Origin of the sequence: Rhodococcus sp. NPDC076796, assembly GCF_040702765.1 — a bacterium.
Classification (GTDB): domain Bacteria; phylum Actinomycetota; class Actinomycetes; order Mycobacteriales; family Mycobacteriaceae; genus Rhodococcoides.
In genome coordinates this window covers 152,072-171,968 of the sequence record NZ_JBFBMS010000007.1, presented here as the reverse complement: position 1 = coordinate 171,968, position 19,897 = coordinate 152,072, and the positions used below count along the sequence as shown (strand labels likewise).

Sequence of the window (19,897 nt, the reverse complement as noted above, 5' to 3'; positions counted from 1 at the left end):
GTCACCGAGACTGTCTTTCGAGCCCGGTGACACTCGAGCCATCGTCACGTCGGCACCACACAGGTTGATCCGCCTATGACTACGATGCAGCTTTGCCCGTAACATCACGGGCTGTGCCCCCGATATCACCATGAATACATACTTGTAGTCCGAAGATGCATGCCCCGCGATCGCGCCCACAACGAGCGTCGTATCGGCGGGCCGAGGTAGATGCACGCCTGCCGCCCGGTCCTGTACGTCGACCGGGCGGGTGCGTTGACCGTTCGATGTGAGGAGTTACGGCCGATCATGAGTACCGAGACGTCGGAGACTTCGACAACACCGGAAGGCGAGAACTCGAGCGGGCGTGGGCGCGCACGCAGGGAACGACCGGTACGACGTGACCGCCCTGCCCGTCGGCGTCCGCGTACCCCACTCCTGCCTCAGCTACTGGCCTCGGCAGTCGAACTCGGACCCGACTCGGATGCCCTCGTGTTCGAAAGCCGAACTTGGACCTACGCCGAGCTCGATGCTCGATCGGCTGCCCTCGCCCGCGTACTGATCGCGCGTGGCGTCGGTCCTGAAGACTTCGTCGCATTGTCGATTCCGCGCTCCGATCTGTCCGTCATGGCGCTGTGGGCGGTGGCCAAGACCGGTGCGGCATTCGTGCCGATCGATCCGACCTACCCGGCCGACCGGGTACGGCACATGGTGTCCGACTCCGGCGTGCTGCTGGGGTTGTCCGTCGGCGCGGTGAGCCAGGATCTGCCCGCGGAGGTCGAATGGCTGGTCATCGACGACAGTGATATGACTCGGCGTCTCGACGAACTGTCCGGCGAGCCCGTCACCGCAGAGGATCGAGTGCGAGCCCTGGAGCCGACGCACCCGGCATACATGATCTACACCTCCGGATCGACCGGTCTGCCGAAGGGCGTCGTGGTCACCCACGCCGGACTGAGCAACTTCTGCGAGGAGCAGATCGATCGCTACTCGCTCACCGAGCAGTCGCGAGTGCTGCACTTCGCATCACCGAGCTTCGACGCGTCCGTACTCGAACTTCTGATGAGCATCGGCCGGGGTTCGACGATGATCGTCGCCTCTCCGAAGATTCTCGGTGGAGACGATCTGGCTGCGCTCATCCGCGCGCAGAACGTGAGCCACGCCTTCATCACCCCTGCAGCACTGGCCTCGGTGAATCCGGCCGACACGAACACTCTGCACACCGTCGTCGTCGGCGGCGAGGCCTGCCCACCCGAGCTGGCGAACCGATGGGCACCGGGCCGCCGCTTCTTCAACGGGTACGGGCCCACCGAAACCACGATCATGACCAACATCGGCGGACCGATCGCCGAGAACGAGCGCGTGACCATCGGCGGCCCCATCCGCGGCGTCAGCGCGTACGTTCTCGACGCTTCTCTCAACCCAGCTCCCGACGGGGTGGCAGGAGAGCTGTACCTGGCCGGACCGGGACTTGCCCGCGGCTATCACCAGCGACGTGGACTGACCTCGGATCGCTTCCTCGCCTGTCCATTCGGCGAGGACGGTGCGCGGATGTACCGCACCGGAGATGTCGTGCGCTGGCGGGTGGTCGAGGGCGAGCGAGTGGTCGAATACGTCGGCCGCAACGACTTTCAGGTCAAGATTCGCGGCTTCCGCGTCGAACTCGGCGAGATCGACGCCGTTCTGGCAGCCGACGACAACGTCGAATTCGCCGTGACGGTCGGCCGCGAGACACCGTCGAAGTCCACCGCCCTCGTCTCGTACGTACTGCCGAAGGCAACGTCGGTATTCGATGAGCGAGCACTTCTTTCGGTTGCGTCACAACATCTTCCGCGACACATGGTTCCGTCGATGATCATCGCACTGGACTCGATTCCGTTGACGCCCGTCGGCAAGCTGGATCGGGCCGCGTTGCCCGCTCCGGTCTTCGCTGCAGCAGAGTTCCGTTCCCCATCGACGCCCCTCGAAATCACCGTCGCGCAGATCTTCGGCGAGCTGCTCGGAATGGATCGAGTCGGTGCCGACGACGACTTCTTCGAGCTCGGTGGAAACTCCCTGATCGCAACGCAACTGGCCGCACGTCTCGGCGCTGCGACCGGAACCCGAGTGCCGGCACGCACCGTCTTCGAGTTCTCGACGGTGCAATCCCTCGCCGCCCGCTTGGAGATTGCCTCGTCCGATGGCGACAACGCCGCGAGCCGACCGCAGCCGGTGCTGGCGAAAAGGGATCGGCCCGAGCGGATCCCGCTGTCTTTGGCCCAGCGGCGGATGTGGTTTCTCAACCGCTTCGACACCGCATCGGGAGCGAACAATATCCCGGCCGCCATCGAACTGCGTGGGGTTCTCGACGTCCCGGCGCTGTCCTCCGCGATCGACGATGTCGTCGATCGTCACGAATCTCTGCGCACGTACTATCCGGAGGTCGATGGGGCCGGATACCAGATGGTGCGGGACGCAGTCGAGAGCGGAGTCACGCTCGAGATCGAATCGATCGAGGTCGATGCGGTCGCGCGTCGGGTCCAGGAGCTGGCTTTCGCGGGTTTCGATGTGACTCAGCAGGTCCCGGTGCGGTTGAACCTGCTGCATCTGGGCACCGACCATTACGTCTTCGTGCTGGTTGCCCACCACATCACCGCCGACGGCTCGTCCGTTGCGCCGATGGTGCGAGACATCATGACCGCCTACGCCGCTCGCAGCGCGGGGAATGCACCCGGCTGGGAACCACTGGCAGTGCAGTATGCCGATTACGCGCTGTGGCAGCACGAGGTGCTCGGATTCGATGATGATCCCGAGTCCGTTGCGCATCAGCAGATTTCGTTCTGGAAGAACAATCTCGAGGGGTTGCCGGATCATCTCGACCTGCCGACCGACCGTAGCCGCCCACTCGATCCGTCCGGAGTCGGTCGGGTACTCGGATTCGACATCGACGCGGCGTCGACGGCGGCGATCGGGCGTCTGGCCCGCGAGCACGGGGCCACGCCGTTCATGGTGGTACACACCGCCTTCGCGGTGCTGCTCGCCCGCCTGTCCGATTCCACGGATGTCGTCGTCGGATCGCCGATTGCCGGTCGAGGTGAGCAGGCGCTCGACGACGTGATCGGAATGTTCGTCAACACCCTCGTTCTGCGTACCGCCGTCGATGCGTCCCATACATTCTCGGACCTGCTTTCCCAGGTTCGCGAAGCCGATCTACAGGCGTTCGCGCACGCCGACCTCCCGTTCGAACGTTTGGTGGAGGTGCTCGACCCCATTCGCTCCGGCGACCGGCACCCGCTGTTCCAGGTCGCTCTGTTTTTTCAGAACCAGGCGACAGGCACGCTCGAGCTGCCCGATCTGACGGTCTCCCCGCTGGACTTCGGTGAGGTGGTCGCGAAGTTCGACCTGCAACTGGTCCTGGAGGACCGCGCCGCCGGTACCGAGGAGCACGCTCTCGCAGGCACGTTCACCTATGCGGCAGATCTGTTCGAAGAGGCGACGGTACGTGGAATTGCCGACCGCTTCGTCCTGCTGCTCGCGCGACTCATCGATGCGCCGACACGTCCGGTCGGCGATGTGGATCTGCTCGACGTCGCCGAGCGGGCACTGTCCACCGAACACGCTGCCGTCGATGCAGTAGCGGTGCCGGACCGGTCGATCCTGGACGCCTACGTGCGGCAGGTATCCGCGACGCCCGATTCGCCGGCGGTGACGTTCGAGGACGTCACGCTGACCTACGCGGAGTTCGACTACCGAGTCAACGCGCTTGCGCGGCACCTGATCTCGCGCGGTGTCGGCCCCGAGGTGCTCGTCGCGGTATCCATCAGGCGCTCGATCGACCTGCTGGTGGCGATCTACGCCGTGGTTCGAGCAGGCGGTGCATACGTGCCGATCGATCCTGATCTGCCGAGCGAACGCAGGGCCCACATCCTCGGCACGGCTGCTCCGTTGTGTCTGCTCACCAGCGCCGCCGACATCGAACCCGACGAGACCCGCCGGCACGAGACGGTGCCGGAGTCCATCGCGATCGACACCCTCGACTCGGCGCTCGACGGTTCTCCTCTGCGCGCGAACGGGTTACGCCCCCTGCACACGGCCAGTCCCGCCTATGTCATCTTCACCTCCGGCTCGACCGGAAACCCCAAGGGCGTCGCGGTGTCCCACCGCGCGGTCGAGAACCAGCTGGCGTGGATGACGGCACAGTACGAAGTGGCGGACACCGACGTCTATTTCCAGAAGACCGCAACCACCTTCGACGTCTCGGTGTGGGGCTTCTTCCTGCCGCTGCGTACCGGGGGCCGCATCGTTCTCGCGAAGCCGGACGGCCATCGCGACCCCGAGTACATCTCGGCCTCGATTGCCCGGCACGGGGTGACACTCACGGACTTCGTACCGTCGATGCTCACCGTGTTCGCTGCGCACGCACGCGCCGCCGAATGCGCCACGCTGCGTGACATCTTCGTCATCGGTGAGGCGTTGCCGCCGGAGACCGTTACCGATTTCGGTCGCGTCAGCTCTGCCCGCGTCCACAATCTCTACGGACCTACCGAGGCCGCGGTATCGGTGACTCATCATCGTGCGGAGCCGGATTCGCGCGGCTCGGTACCCATCGGTGTGGCCGAGTGGAACGTCGGCGCGCTGGTTCTCGACCGACGACTGCACCCGGTGCCGGCAGGTGTGCAGGGCGAGCTGTATCTGGTCGGTGACCAACTCGCCCGGGGCTACGTCGCCCGTCCGGATCTGACATCGGACCGGTTCGTCGCCGACGTGAGTGGTTCCGGCACCCGGATGTATCGGACCGGCGACCTGGTTCGACGTCGACCCGACGGCGTTCTCGACTACATCGGGCGCAGCGATTTCCAGGTGAAGTTCCGCGGCCAGCGCATCGAACTCGGCGACATCGAATCCGCGCTGCTCACCTCTGCCGATGTCAACCAGGCCGTCGTTCTGGTGGTGCCGACGGCCACCGGTGATCAGCTCGTGGCCTATGTGGTGCCGACGGTCGGTGCCGCACCCGATCGTGCATCTGTGACCGAGTTCGCCAAGAACTTGTTGCCCGCGTACATGATTCCGAGTGCCGTCGTTGTCCTCGGCGAACTTCCGTTGAACTCGAGCGGCAAGTTGGACCGTCGCGCACTACCGTCCCCATCGATCGATACCCGGCAGTACCGCGCACCGTCGACACCGGTGGAAGAGATCGTCGCGGCATCGTTCGGCGATGTTCTGGGTGTCGACCGCGTCGGACTCGACGACGATTTCTTCGATCTGGGCGGGAACTCTCTGATCGCAACCCGTCTCGTCGCACGAGTGGGCGTTGCGGCCGGATGGCGTGTTCCGGTTCGAGCGCTGTTCGAGGCCTCCACTGTCGCCGCCTTCGCTGCGGCGGTCTCGGCGTTGTCGTCCGAGCGCGCCGTTCCGAAGCTCGAGCCTGTCGAGCGTCCGGCGGAGATCCCGCTGTCGTACGCACAGCAGCGAATGTGGTTCCTCAACCAATTCGACACCACCTCGGCCGCCGACAATCTGCCGTTGGCGATCTCGCTGACCGGCGATCTGGATGTGGCTGCGCTACAGGGTGCGGTATCCGACATCGTGCATCGACACGAGTCGCTGCGGACGCTGTATCCCGAAACCGATGGTCGGGCAAGGCAATCGGTGGTGGCCGACGGTATCGAGGTGCCCGATCTCACGCCCATTGCCGTCGAGTCGAACGAACTCGTCGCGGTTCTGGCCGACGCCATGAGCATGCCGTTCGACGTGACGATCCAGGTACCGCTGAGAGCGTGGCTCTATCGGCTCGGTGAGCGCAAGCACGTACTGGCCGTGGTGGTGCACCACATCAGCGGTGACGCATTCTCGATGGGACCGCTCGCGCGGGATCTTGCGGTGGCATATTCGGCTCGCACGGTGGGAGCTGCCCCGAGCTGGTCGGATCTGGCCGTGCAGTACGCGGACTACACCCTGTGGCAGCGTCGGGTACTGGGTGAGGAGACCGACCCGGAGTCGGTGCTCTCGAAGCAGTTGGACTTCTGGACTCGGACGCTGGCCGGAATTCCCGATCGAGTGGATCTACCCACGGACCGACCTCGTCCACCGGTGATCAGCAACAGGGGAGCGGCGGCTCGTTTCGAGATCGACGCGTCCCTGCACGCTTCCCTCGGCCGGGTCGCACGCGAGAGTGGTTCGACGCTGTTCATGGTGGTCCACGCAGCGCTCGCCGTGCTGTTGGCACGACTGGCGGCCACCGATGACGTCGTGATCGGGACGCCGATCGCAGGCCGCGGAGACGCCGCCCTCGACGATCTCGTCGGGATGTTCGTCAACACGCTCGTACTGCGGACCGACGTGCAGCCGAGCAGCCAGTTCGCGACCGTCCTGAACACCGTGCGGCACGCAGACCTCGAGGCCTTCGCGCATGCCGATGTGCCGTTCGAGCGTCTGGTGGAACAGCTGAACCCCGAACGTTCGCAGTCCCGGCACCCCCTGTTCCAGATTGCGCTCTCGTTCCAGAACCAGGCTACGAGCTCTCTGGCACTGCCCGATCTGACGATCGCCGGTGTCGACATCGAGGACACGAGCGCAAAGTTCGACATGCAGTTCACGCTGTCCGAACAAGCCCGGCCCGACGGCAGCGCCGACGGCATGGCAGGCGTGATCACCTACGCCACAGACTTGTTCGACGCCGACACCGTCGACGAGATCTCGGCGCGGCTCGTGCGGGTGCTGGCCGCCGTTGCGGCCGATCCCGAGACGGTGGTGGGCGATATCGAGTTGTCGGCACCCAGCGAGATGCAGGATCTGCTGCGCGGGCCGGTGGGAACCGTCGCCCCACGAACCCTCGCGGATCTGATGGCCGATGCCGTCGCTGCGAACCCGGACCGAACTGCACTGGCGCAGGGCAGCGACCAGGTCACCTATCGGGAGCTCGACGAGACGTCCACCGCTATCGCGGAGATTCTGCGGGGTCGCGGTATCGGACCGGGCACCACGGTGGCTGTCGCCACCCGCCGCAGCATCTCGTCGGTGACCGCGGTGTGGGCCGTGACGGCCTCCGGCGCAGCCTTCGTGCCCGTCGATCCCGACTACCCGGACGATCGAGTTCGCTTCATGCTCAGTGACTCCGGCGTACGGATCGGGCTCACGACTTCGGATGTCGTCGACTCACTGCCGACCGAGGTGGACTGGATCGTCGTCGACGCACTCGCGCAGCCGAACACCCCAGTAGTACAGCCTGATTCGATCCGCCGTGCGCAGACCGACGACGCCGCATACGTCATCTACACCTCCGGCTCCACCGGAAAGCCCAAGGGTGTGGTGGTCACGCATCGCGGGCTGGCCAACTTCGCGGCCGAGCAGAGTGATCGCTACCGGTTGACCGAGCAATCCCGCGCGCTGCACTTCGCGTCGCCCAGTTTCGACGCGTCGGTTCTCGAACTGCTGCTCGCGGTTGCCTCCGCGTCCACCCTGGTGATCGCGCCACCGCGCACGTACGGCGGCGGCGAGCTCGAGGCGCTGATCACGCGGGAGTCCGTAACGCACACGTTCCTGACTCCGACGGTTCTGGCCTCGATCGATCCTCACGCGGTGACCGGTCTCGAGGTCGTGATCGCCGGCGGTGAGCAGTGCTCGCCGGAGCTGGTGCAGCGCTGGTCCACTCACGTTCGGTTCTTCAACGGCTACGGCCCGACCGAGACCACCATCATGACCAACATCAGCGACGCTCTGAGCCCCGGCGACCTGCTGTCGATCGGCGGGCCCATCCGGGGAATGGCGTCGTACGTGCTGGATTCGCGCCTGCGTCCGGTACCGCTCGGCGTCACCGGCGAGCTCTACCTCGCCGGTGTCCAGCTCTCCCGTGGATATCTCCGACGGCACGGGCTGACGGCCGAGCGTTTCGTCGCGAATCCTTTCGGCGACGCCGGAGACCGGATGTACCGAACAGGTGACGTCGTGCGCTGGCGAAAGAGCAACGGCAGCAACGTGATCGAGTACGTGGGTCGCTCGGACTTCCAGGTCAAGATCCGCGGATTCCGCATCGAGCTCGGTGAGATCGACTCCGTCGTCGCGACATACCCGGGCGTCGACTTCGTGGCCACCCTCGGGCGGACGCTTGCCTCCGGCGGCACCGCCCTCGTGTCCTACGTACGCTCACAGCCGGGAGCTCACATCGACGCCGCCGACGTCCGTGAGCACGTCGGTAGATCTCTTCCTGCACACATGGTGCCCTCGGCCGTCGTCGTGGTGGACCAAGTGCCGCTGACCCCGGTGGGCAAACTCGACCGAAACGCATTGCCGGAACCGGTGTTCGAGACCACCGCAGGTCGCGCACCGTCCACCGACACCGAGCGCGCCCTGAGCGAGGTGTTCGCGGAAGTACTCGGTGTCGACACCGTGGGCGTGGACGACTCGTTCTTCGCCCTCGGCGGTGACAGCATCGTGTCGATCCAGCTGGTCTCGCGCGCCCGAGCCCGCGGCCTGAACTTCGGACCGCGGGACGTGTTCGAGCTCAGAACCGTTGCCGCACTGGCCGAGATCGTGGAATCCGGTGCCGCCGAGGTACTCGAGGAACTGCCCGGCGGGGGAGCGGGGACGATTCCGCTGACCCCGGCCGTCGGCTTCATGGTCGAGCGCGCCGGTGGCTTCGATCGGTTCACCCAGAACCTCGCTCTCGAGCTTCCTGCCGGCATCACCGAGAACCAGATCGTCGCCACCCTCACCGCCGTGATCGATCGCCACGACATGTTGCGTGCGGTGCTTCAACGCGGCGTGGAGGGTGCGTGGGTGCTGCGCACGCGCGAGCAGGGCAGTGTCGATGTCGCAGCGGCCGTCACTCGCACGGCCGTCGATCCGGCCCTCGGTGACGAGGATCGTCTGAACCTCGCTGCGTCGGCACTCGAGGGTGCGCTGAGTCGTCTGGACCCAGCGGCCGGACGAGTCGTCGAGTTCGCCTGGCTCGATCCGGCATCACCCTCAGGAGAACGAACCGACGACACGGGCAGGCTCATCGTCGCTGCTCACCACCTCGTCGTCGACGGCGTATCCTGGCGCATCATCGTTCCCGATCTCATCTCGGCCTGGCTGCAGGTGTCTGCAGGGTCCGTACCGACACTCGATCCGGTCGGCACGTCGTTCCGGCGATGGGCACACGCACTGGTCGACAACGCTGGTTCCGACCTCCGTCGAGCCGAATTGCCCTACTGGACTTCGGTTCTGGATCGGATCGAGGTGCCCGTCGGTACGCGCGCCTTCGACCCAACGGTGGACTTGGCATCGACTGTGCGCAAGGTCCACATCGAGGTGGACGAGGCCACGACCGAGGCCGTGACGACGGCGATCCCCACTGCCTTCAACGCCGGTGTCGACGATGTTCTCCTCGCCGCACTCTCGCTCGCGGTGGCCCGCTGGCGTGAAGAGCGGGGTACACAGTCTTCGTCGGTTCTGATCAGACTCGAGGGTCACGGGCGCGAGGAGTCGCTGGCCCCAGGGGCAGATCTGTCCCGTACGGTCGGCTGGTTCACCGGCATCTACCCCGTCCGACTCGAACTCGAGACCATCGACGTGGGCGACGCCTTCTCCGGTGGCGTCGCTGCGGGTGCCGTCGTGAAGTCGGTCAAGGAGCAGCTGCGATCGATTCCGGACAAGGGTCTAGGCTTCGGATTGCTGCGGTACATGGGCGACCCGGCGTTCGCACCGCCCTCGGCGGCGCACGCGCAGATCAGCTTCAACTACCTGGGCCGTGTGTCGGCGGCCGACATACCCGAGGGCATGGAGAAGGTCGGGTGGATTCCGGCCGGCGATCTCGGTGACCTCACCGGGACGCCCGACGTGGACGCCCCCGCCATGGCTCCGATCGACATCAACGCCGTCGTGGTCGGTGGACGCCTCACCGCAGACTTCGGCTTCCCGACGACCCTGTTGTCGGAGTCGGACGTTCACGCCTTGGCCGAGCACTGGCGAGATGCGCTGACGTCCATCGTCGAGCACGGACGACACGACGGCGCCGGAGGTCTGACGCCGTCGGATCTGCCGCTCGTGCAGCTGACTCAGCGCGACATCGAGCGGGTGGAGGCACAGCTGCCGTCGGTGCGCGACATCTGGCCGCTGTCGCCGCTGCAGAACGGACTGCTGTTCCACGCGTCGATTTCCGAGGCCACGACCGACGTGTACACCACGCAGATCCAGCTGCACCTCGGCGGCGACGTCGACTCGGAGAGGCTGCACGTCGCGGCGGATCGGATTCTCGAACGGTATTCCAACCTGCGCACCGCATACCTGCGCGACGACACCGGCAATGCTGTGCAGGTCGTCGTCGAGTCGGTTCGTGTGCCGTGGCGAACCATCGATCTCACTGTTGCCGAACATGATTCGACGACTGCGGACCAGTTGCTGAGTAATGAACAGGCGCTCGGATTCGATATGACCGCGCCGCCGCTCATCAGGTTCCTGTTGATCCGTACGGCCGCCGATCGGTGGACGCTCGGCGTGACCAGCCACCACATTCTGCTCGACGGCTGGTCGATGCCGATCTTGATGAAGGATCTGCTGGTCCTGTACGCAACTCGCGGTGAGACATCCGTTCTGCCGAGGGTGCGTCCTTATCGCAATTTCCTTGCGTGGCTGTCCACGCGTGACGTCGACGACTCGCTGGACGCGTGGCAACGGGCCTTCGCAGGACTGGACGATCCTACGCTGATCTCGCAGCGTGGCTCTGCAGATGCCCACTCTCCTGAGATCGCCGAGAAGAAGTTCGTCCTCAGCGGTGTGGACGCCGCTCGGTTGTCGGACCGCGCGTCGGAACTGGGCGTCACGATGAACACTCTGGTTCAGGTGGCGTGGGGAGTTCTGCTCTCGCGCTTGCTGACTCGCGACGATGTCGTGTTCGGAACCACGGTGTCCGGTCGTCCCGCGGAGCTCGATGGCATCGAATCGATGGTCGGGCTGTTCATCAACACCGTCCCGGTCCGATTCACCCAGGACGCGAACTCGAGCATCGAGGATCTCGTGCACCGCACGCAGAGGGCGCAGGCGGAACTTCTCGATCATCATTACGTGGGTCTGACCGACATTCAGCAGACGGTCGGCTCGGCAGCAGTGTTCGACACCCTGGTGGTGTTCGAGTCGTACCCGATCGACAAGTCCGGGTTGTCCGCGGCGAGCTCGATCGACGGGATGAGCGTCCTCGGTGTCGACACCAAGGATGCAACTCACTACCCGTTGACTATGGTGGTCGTAGCCGACGCCGAGATCACCTTCACCCTGAAGTATCGGGCCGATCTGGTCGACGCGGACGCGGCGGAATCGATGACGACGAGATTTGCTCGCGTGCTGGACTCCGTCGCCGACGCATCGAAGGGAGTCGACACAGCCGGCACCATCGACATTCTCGAGGGTGCCGAGCGGGCGCAGCTGCTGCAGACCTGGAACGGTGTGACGGAAACCGTTGCAGCCGAGCTTGATTCAGAGGCGTGGGACGAATCGCTGATCTCACTGTTCGAGAAGCAGGTACTGGCCGCACCCGACGCCACCGCCGTGGTCTTCGGTGACGAGCGCGTGACCTATCGCGAGCTCGACCTACGAGCCGAGAAGCTGGTCGGCACGCTTGTCTCGGCCGGCGCGGGGCGGGAAACCCTGGTTGCCATAGCGCTTCCCCGCGGTATCGAGCTGATCGTCGGCTTGCTGGCCGTACTGAAGTCCGGTGCCGGCTACCTCCCCGTCGACACGTCACTGCCGCTCGACCGGGCGCGCTTCATGATCGAGGATGCACGTCCGACGTGTGTACTGACTGACCGTGACGGCACGACGTCGTACGCCGAATTCGGTGTGCCCGTCATCGCATGGGAGGGTGTGGGTGCGACCGAGCAGCCTTCGGCGACCCGGACCGGTACCGCGCGCAGTGGCGCGGATCTCGCCTACGTCATCTACACCTCCGGGTCCACCGGCACGCCCAAAGGCGTTGCGATACCCAACGAGAACGTCGTACGACTGTTCCGCAACACCGATCGGACATTCGACTTCGGACCGAGTGACGTGTGGACGATGTTCCACTCTTTCGCGTTCGACTTCTCCGTGTGGGAGATCTGGGGACCGTTGTTGCACGGCGGCACTCTTGTGGTGGTGGATCATGCCACGTCCCGGTCGCCTCGTGAGTTCGTCGAGCTCGTGGCGCGCGAGGGCGTGACGATGCTCAGCCAGACGCCATCGGCGTTCTACCAGTTCGTCGACGCCGAGCGGGCCGCGTCGTCGTCGCCGACGGCGTTGCGACACATCGTGTTCGGCGGCGAGGCCCTGGATCCGAGGAAGCTCACCGGATGGTTCGATGCGCACGGAGTCGATGCACCGCTGCTGAGCAACATGTACGGAATCACCGAGACCACGGTGCACGTGACACATCACGAGGTCCGTGGTGTCGACGAGAGCGTCCGACACCCGATCGGGACCGCGATCGACGGCCTCGGAACGTACGTACTCGATCAGGGTCTGCGCCCGGTCCCGGTCGGAGTGGTGGGCGAGGTCTACGTCTTCGGTGTGCAGCTCGCGCGCGGGTACCTCGGACGTGCAGAACTGACAGTCGGACGCTTCGTCGCGAATCCGTTCCAGGGCGTCGGTGCGCGTATGTACCGCACCGGCGATCTGGCGCAGTGGACGCCGCAGGGCACCCTCGATTACGTCGGCCGGTCGGACTCGCAGGTCCAGTTGCGGGGCTTCAGGATCGAGCTCGGCGAGGTCGAAGCAGCGCTTCGGTCCGCACCCGATGTGGCGCAGGCTGTCGCCGTCGTCCGCGAAGACGATCACCTCGGATCCCGGCTCGTTGGGTACGTGGTGGCCGACAACGGGTCGGTGGATCTCGATCACGTGCGCGGGCACGCGGCGCAGAGCCTGGCGTCGTACATGGTTCCCGACGCCCTGATGGCCCTCGAGTCGTTGCCGTTGACGGTCAACGGCAAGCTCGATCGTCGTGCACTACCGGACCCACAAGTGCGCCGGATCGAGTTCCGTGCTCCAACGACGGATCTCGAAGCAGAGGTGGCTGCCTCGGTGGCCGACGTGCTTGGACTCGGCGACGTCGGGCTGGACGACAGATTCTTCGAGCTCGGTGGCAATTCGCTCCTCGCGGCCAAGCTTGCCGCTCGGATCCGTTCACGTTGCGGCGCTGCGGTTGCGGTGCAGTGGATTCTGACCGAGCCCACCGTCGAGCTGCTCGCGCGTCGGATCGACGAGGAGGCACGTTCGGAAGCGGGCGGCGCTGCGGCAGATCCGCTGGCGGCGATACTTCCCATTCGTACTGGCGGTGACCGCCCGGCGTTGTTCTGTATCCACCCGATGATCGGGCTGGCCTGGAACTATGCCGCGCTGGCCGAGACCACCGCTCCGGGACGCCCAATCTACGGCCTGCAGCTCCCGCAACTGAGCGGTGGTTCGGCATTGCCGACAACCATTGATGAGCAAGCCGAGTTCTACGCCCGTGAGATTCTTCGTGTGCAGCCGACCGGTCCGATCCATCTGTTGGGTTGGTCGTTCGGCGGCGTGCTCGCCCATGCCATCAGCGTTTCGCTCCGAACATCCGGGCACGATGTGGGAGTGGTCGCGATGCTCGACAGTCTCCCGACTGTCGACGAGGCGGTCTTCGCCGAGGAGTTCGCGGACAACCTGCATGCGCTCGGGATCGGCGGAGCGGGGGAGCTCACCGACTTGCGCAGCGAGGCCACCCGCCGGCAGGTCGTTGATCTCGTGCTGGCCGAACTGGACATGTTCGACGAGCGACAGGTGTCGAACCTGTATGAGGACGCTCTCGCGAGCGCGATGAAGATCAACGGCTATTCGCCGGTGGCGTTCGAAGGGGATCTGTTGTTCTTCTCCGCAGCGCGAGATCACCCGTCCGCAGGCGATGCGGCCTTGCTGTGGTCGCCGTACGTGGGCGGCACCATCGAGAACATCGACGTCGACGCTACCCACGCGAACATGACCTCAGCGGAGTCGCTGGTGGTCGTCGGGCGGGCACTCGACACAGCGATGCACGTCGCCGAGGGGATAACGGTCGACTAGAGACGAAGGGTGCGGTGCGTGATCGCGCCGCGCAGGCGGCCGAGGGCGATACCTGTCAGCAAGCCGCGCTCCTCGGGCGTCGCGCGCGCGACAGCGAGTCCGAGGAGTTCACGGCAGAGGCGAGTGGCCGATTGGGCGGGTAGCCCACTGTCGGGGAACGCATCTGCGAGTCGCGCGAAACTGGTTCCGCGAGACATGCCCTGGCGGAAGCCGGCTCGGAAGCCGACGCGATACCGGTATGCGACAAGTGCCTCGGGCAAGTAGCCCACACGGTAACCGGACCGAACTGCCCGCCATCCGAATTCGACTTCCTCGTTGGCACGGTAGGTTTCGTCGATCCCACCCAAATCTCGGTATGCCGCAGCGGTGCATCCGAAGCTGCAACCCACGACGATCGGTGCAAAGAATTTGGGGGATTGAAAGTTTTCCGGAGATGCGATCTCGGCGATCTTGCGATGCCCTGCGGGGTTGAGGGTTCGTCCTTCGACAGCAGAGGTCACGATGTCGTACCTGCCATCGTGCAGAAAATCGACCATCTTGCGAACCCAATCGGGGTGGACTCGATCGTCGGCGTCACAGAACAGCAGCAGTTCGCCGTGGGCGGCGTCTGCCCCTCGATTGCGGGCGTAGGCAGGGCCGACACCGTCGTGGGCCCGCACGATGCGTACCGCCTGACCTGTATCCGAAATTTCGAGGTGGTCCACCGAGCAATCCGTCGAATTGTTGTCGACTACGACGATTTCGAGCGGACCGTCGTAGTCCTGATGCGCGAGCGCAGACAACTGCACAGCCAGGAGTTCGCCGGCGTTGTGAGCGGGGATCACGACCGAAACGGCTACGGAATCATGCACAAGCAGACCTTTAGGTGGGGGAGGTGATCGCGGATGATCAGCAAGCTGCAGTGTGGGTTGCGGCGTACTCCGGGTCGAGTGCGGAAAGTACCATGTGGTTCGGTACCGGGTCGGTGACGAGCCCGACGTGGGTAGTGGTGGCGGCGGGGCAGACATCCTGCACCCACACGTTGTGCACCGACTCCGTATCACCCGTGCGTAGGAAGGTCAGCTCGGGCGGGGTAGAGATCGTGTCGTCACGAGTGGCGATCACCGTGTAGTCGACTCCGGGCAGCACATCACCACCGGCATTGAGATTGACCAGAACCGGAGAGCCGACGAGTTGCTGGGCACCGGCCATGTTCCACGTCAAGGGTGTGATGGCGTCACCGGGCAGTCCGAGTGAGGTGACGAGCTTTGCCAACTCCTGCAATCCACCGAAAGTTGTTCCGTGGTTTGTCGCGCCCAAGGTGACAAGGCTGTGGACTTTGTTGCGAGCGGGGTCGGCGGGATCTGTTCCTCCGTCGAACTTCATGTACTGCCTGGCTACGATTCCGCCCTGCGAGTGACCGACGATGTCGACCTGTGAGGCTCCTGTTTCGGTCAGAACTCGATCGATGAAGCCGCCGATCTCGCGTGCCGATTCGGGTATGTCGCCCGATCCCCAAACAATCTTGCCGGGTTCGAAGAGCAGTCCGACCGCGCCGTAGTTGGGCGCGAACACGCAGTAGCCCTGTTCGATGAGCTGAGGGGCCAGGATGGTCCACGTCGTGGCGTCCATTTTGGTGCCGTGAATGAGCACGACGGGTCGAGGATGCTCGGGGCTGGGGACGCAGCCGAAGTCGTTGGTCCCCTCGACGGTCGGTAATTGTGCAGGGCTAGCGGCAGGATCGGCGGACGCGATTGCTTGTCCGGAGAGGATCATGGCGAACGTTGCTGCGAGCGCACAGAAAATTCGTGCGGCTCGGGAAGTAATCGCCATAGCCTCTTTCCGATTCGGCTTGCCGTGTCGGACGACCTCGGCATTAGCATGTGGTTGACAGAACCGTAACATTTTTCCGGAGAGCACCCTTCTGGGCAATTACAGAACTACTGGTGGACGAGTTGCGTTTCACGCCGACGTGATAGTGCTCACTTTTCTAGTCGATTCGTTCAGCATCCGAAGGCTCGGTGTTTTCTGTGCCGTGGGCAGTCGACTCACTCGGGTGTAGAGGGCGCGCAACCACGTGCCGGCGTGGTCATCGATGTGGGGTCGGTCCGAAGGCGTCCGTGTGCGGGGCTCTCATCCGTCCGAAGATGCCTTCTTGTAGCCGCGGATTGCGGGGATCAGAAACACAACTGCCATTCCGAGTGACCACGCAAGTGTTTGCAACACCGGCGTCAGGACCGGACCACCCATTGCCAGGTTTCGCATTGCATCGACCGCGACCGACATCGGCTGCGCCGCGACGACCGGTTGAAGCCATGGCGGGTAGGCAAGCACGGGTACGAAGCCGGCGTTGAAGAACATGAGCAGTGTGGCGAAGATCGACACGACCTCGACCAGGGGTGCGTCGCCGGCGACGGTGGCCAGGAATGTGATCATCACGGCGAACCCGATACCGAATACAACCGGTATCAACATCAACAGGATGCCGGCCGGGATTCCCTGCGTGAATCTGAACCCCATTGCCACACCGGCACAGGTGATCACGAGCGTGGTGACGAGCACTCGAACTGCTTCGGCAATCATTCTGCCCAGCAGACCGGCGGCGCGGTGCGTGGGTGTCGTCCAGAACCGTGACAGCAAACCCGATTTGCGTTCGCCTTTGAGACCGACAGCACTCACGATCGATCCGAACATCGCTCCGACGAGAGCGATCATAGGCACCTGGCCGTAGATCGCCGGCGCTCCGGTAGCCGCGGAAATCGAGTTCCCGAGTACGACACGGAACATGACCAGCATCAACGCGGGGTACAGCAACGCTTGAATCATCGTCGACGGATCGCGCATCCATCGCATCAACAGTCGCTTGGCCTGGATGAGACTGTGGGTCCAGAGAGCACGGATGGACTTCTCGCTCAGGACCATGTTGGGTTCTGGGAAGGTCAAGCTGGATACGCGGGTTGTGTTCACCGACGCTTCGGACATCGTCATCTCCGACTCGTCACTCTGGCCTGGAGCTCGCCCAGATGGCGAGCGGTACGAAAAACAGGATCAAGCCGGCCACCCACGCGAGCGACGGCCACAACACCTGGAAGGTGACTCCGCCTTCGGCCATATCGCGCATCGCGAAGGAGAACTGCGAGATCGGCTGGTTGCGTACGAACGGTCGGATGAGTTCGGGGAATCCACTTTCCGGAACGAAACCGCACGAGGCCATACCCAGAATGAGCTGGGGGAGGGTCAATACCTGGCTGGTCGCTTCGGGACTCTTCGACAGCGTTCCGATCGCATCGGCACCGATCGACAACGTGGTGCTGATCAGCATGGCGAGTGTACAGAACAACACGGCCTGGCCGAATCCTGCAGTGAAGCGAAAACCGATGACGTAACCGAAACCGAGGGCGGATACGAGCGAGACCAACGAGCGGACGATACCGCTCGAGATCCTCGATACGAGCGGCACGCCACGGACGACCGGCATGGTCTTGAGACGTGAATTGAGACCGCTCATTGCCTCGGTGGACGCACGCTGCGCAGCCGAGATCGCGGTGAACGCCATGGCCTGCAGCACGATGATCGGCATCAGGAACTGGGCGTAGTCGATGCCCTGCAAGCCCATGACGAACTTGAGAGGCAGATAGAAGCCGACGGTGAAGATGAGCGGGGCGATGACTGCGACCAGCAACTCACCCTTGGTCAGCATGGTCCACAGTGCACGGCCGGTGAGGGCCTGCCACTGCACGAATCCCGACGGCTTCGTCCTCGACCGCCTCTTCGGCTGCTGAGCCGTCGAACCGACATCGGTCCGAGGCACGGTCCTGGCCTGCGAATCGGCCACGCCTCGTGTCGTGGCCGTCATGGTGTGGTGCTCCTCTGCGAGTGCCCGGTGAGAGTGAGGAAAACGTCGTCGAGCGACGGACGGCGGAGGGCGATGTCGGCCAACACGATGCCCTGTGCATCGATCCGGCGCAGAATCTCCGACAGAGTGGCTGCGCCGTCGGGTGCAGGAACGGAGAGCCGGTCCGAGGCAGCGGTGATCTCGGCGTGAACTGCAGCGGGGACCATGTCGCCCAGGGCTTCCGCGGCCGCACGGAGTTGGCCGGGATCGAGGGGAACGACCTCGCAGTAGCTGCCGCCGGTCATGGCCTTGAGATGGTCCGACGTGCCTTCCGCGATGACCGTGCCCTTGTCGATGACGATGATGTTGTCGCTCAGGACGTCTGCTTCTTCGAGATACTGCGTCGTCAACAGCACGGTGATGCCCTGCGCCTTGAGTGCCTCGACCAGCGACCAGACGCCCTGCCGACTGCGTGGGTCGAGTCCGGTGGTCGGTTCGTCCAGGAACACGACCTCCGGCCGCACGACGAGGCCGCAGGCGATGTCGATACGGCGACGCATACCGCCCGAGTAGCCACGCACGGGGCGCTTGCCGGTGTCGGAGAGGTCGAACTCGTCGAGCAGCGCCTTGGCTCGGGCCTTCGCGGCCTTCTTGTCCAGACCCATCAAACGACCGAAGAGCTCGATGTTCTCGCGGCCGGACAGTGTGTCGTCCAGGGCTGCGTACTGCCCGGTCATCATGATCGAGCGGCGTACTGCCGGAGCGTCGGCCGCGACATCGTGACCGGCGACGAAGGCTCTGCCCCTGTCGGGTGCGATCAGGGTGGACAGCACCTTCACGGTCGTCGTCTTGCCTGCACCGTTCGGGCCGAGAATGCCCAGAACGGTTCCCCTCTCTGCGGAGAAGCTGATGCCGCGCAACGCCTGCACATCGCCGAAGGACTTGTGTACGTCCTCCACGTGTACGGCTGCGTGTTGAGCTGACGACATCGAATCTCCGAGCTGTCGGGGGGAGTGGTGGGACCGGGCCCCGTGGAGTCGAGGCCACTACTTGATAGCGAAATTCGCCGTAGATGTTACGTGTGGGTAGGCGCTGCGTGAGCCTCGCAGTCAGTCCCAGTCGATATCGATACTGTTCTCGACGTCGAGTTTTCGGCACAGTGACCGCAACCCGCTGTAGTCCTGAACCAACGCGCGGCGACTCTTGTCCTGCTCGACATCGGCGAGCATCTCTTCGGCACCGCGGATGCCCTCGAGTTCGAGGATGCGTCCCCAGGTGGAGAAGTCGCTGCTCGAGAACGCGTCCATGCCGTCGACGAGGCCGTCCAGGAACTTCTGCCGGTCGGCGGAGCCGAGTCGGTCGAAGACGATCGCAGCCATGTCGTCGGCGATCGATGCATGGCAGTACTCGTCGCGGTTGTGCAGTTTGACGGTTGCCCGGTTGATGGGCTGAATGACGTCGTCGTCCTCGATCAGGTCCAGATACGAGGTGATGGAGATCTCTGCGACCGTCATGAACGCGAGCGAGCTGATCGCGGCCGACCAGGGGTCGTCACTGTTCGCCTGCGCCGCACGCTGCCGGCGCACGGTGGAGCTGAACGGCAATGAACGTTCCGACAGAGCCCAGCCGCGTCCGCGCCGAGTGGCTGCGCTCGCATTGAGGTGCATCAGGGTGTGGTACTGCTCGTCGACCATGGCCTGGGTCACCGCGACCGCGAGGGTGTCACCCATCCCGGTCTCGAACACGTCTTGCGCCAACAGCGCGAAACCGGGATGAACGACATGCTGCTCGACGTCCATCACGTTCTTGTTGAACGCGATCCAACCCCACGCCCGAAGTCGATCCTGTTGCTCGGGAGTGGCACCGGTGAAGGTGTCGTGCTCACCGAAGGGGATCAGGGCGTCGGGGAAATCCTGCTTGGCGAGGTCGAACAAATCGTCCAGCTCGGGCTCGGGCTTCTTGACCGTCGCGCGCTGCGACCAGTTCTTCGCCAACCGTGCGACGACTGCGCTCTCGACGACATCCTCGGAGTCGAATTCCGGCAACGACGGTTGCTCCAACATCGCGTGCCTCCGCTTCCGCACTCGT

The 19,897-nt window shown here is 64.5% G+C and carries 7 protein-coding genes; 1 reads left to right on the top strand and 6 read right to left on the bottom strand.

Annotated features, from left to right (window positions below; genetic code table 11):
* Positions 1-288 precede the first annotated feature (288 nt).
* On the top strand, positions 289-13,995 hold the full coding sequence (locus AB0366_RS20795; RefSeq protein ID WP_366245598.1) for an amino acid adenylation domain-containing protein: 13,707 nt from the start codon (positions 289-291) through the stop codon (positions 13,993-13,995).
* Here the strand turns inward: AB0366_RS20795 and AB0366_RS20790 are convergent.
* The 6 genes from AB0366_RS20790 to AB0366_RS20765 form a co-directional block, all read right to left on the bottom strand.
* Positions 13,992-14,846, bottom strand: coding sequence for a glycosyltransferase family 2 protein (locus AB0366_RS20790; protein WP_347875308.1), 855 nt, complete (start codon positions 14,844-14,846; stop codon positions 13,992-13,994). The two genes, AB0366_RS20795 and AB0366_RS20790, sit on opposite strands and share 4 nt — an antisense overlap.
* A gap of 37 nt (positions 14,847-14,883) precedes the next feature.
* Positions 14,884-15,807 (bottom strand): alpha/beta fold hydrolase, encoded by a 924-nt coding sequence (locus tag AB0366_RS20785; RefSeq protein ID WP_347875309.1) that lies wholly within the window; start codon positions 15,805-15,807, stop codon positions 14,884-14,886.
* Positions 15,808-16,107: 300 nt separating this feature from the next.
* On the bottom strand, positions 16,108-16,962 hold the full coding sequence (locus AB0366_RS20780; RefSeq protein WP_366245596.1) for an ABC transporter permease: 855 nt from the start codon (positions 16,960-16,962) through the stop codon (positions 16,108-16,110).
* Positions 16,963-16,972: 10 nt separating this feature from the next.
* On the bottom strand, positions 16,973-17,830 hold the full coding sequence (locus AB0366_RS20775; protein WP_366245595.1) for an ABC transporter permease: 858 nt from the start codon (positions 17,828-17,830) through the stop codon (positions 16,973-16,975).
* A complete protein-coding gene (locus AB0366_RS20770; protein ID WP_366245594.1) occupies positions 17,827-18,798 on the bottom strand; it encodes an ATP-binding cassette domain-containing protein in 972 nt (323 codons plus the stop codon). Before AB0366_RS20770 ends, AB0366_RS20775 begins: the two co-directional genes overlap by 4 nt.
* Before the next feature lie 120 nt (positions 18,799-18,918).
* Positions 18,919-19,872 (bottom strand): diiron oxygenase, encoded by a 954-nt coding sequence (locus AB0366_RS20765; protein ID WP_366245593.1) that lies wholly within the window; start codon positions 19,870-19,872, stop codon positions 18,919-18,921.
* Positions 19,873-19,897: the final 25 nt, after the last annotated feature.

Bases quoted from the DNA above. Each gene is read 5' to 3' on its own strand.
- AB0366_RS20775 (WP_366245595.1), bottom strand. From the start codon at position 17,830: ATGACGGCCACGACACGAGGCGTGGCCGATTCGCAGGCCAGGACCGTG.
- AB0366_RS20780 (WP_366245596.1), bottom strand. From the start codon at position 16,962: ATGACGATGTCCGAAGCGTCGGTGAACACAACCCGCGTATCCAGCTTG.
- AB0366_RS20785 (WP_347875309.1), bottom strand. From the start codon at position 15,807: ATGGCGATTACTTCCCGAGCCGCACGAATTTTCTGTGCGCTCGCAGCA.
- AB0366_RS20770 (WP_366245594.1), bottom strand. From the start codon at position 18,798: ATGTCGTCAGCTCAACACGCAGCCGTACACGTGGAGGACGTACACAAG.
- AB0366_RS20795 (WP_366245598.1), top strand. From the start codon at position 289: ATGAGTACCGAGACGTCGGAGACTTCGACAACACCGGAAGGCGAGAAC.
- AB0366_RS20765 (WP_366245593.1), bottom strand. From the start codon at position 19,872: ATGTTGGAGCAACCGTCGTTGCCGGAATTCGACTCCGAGGATGTCGTC.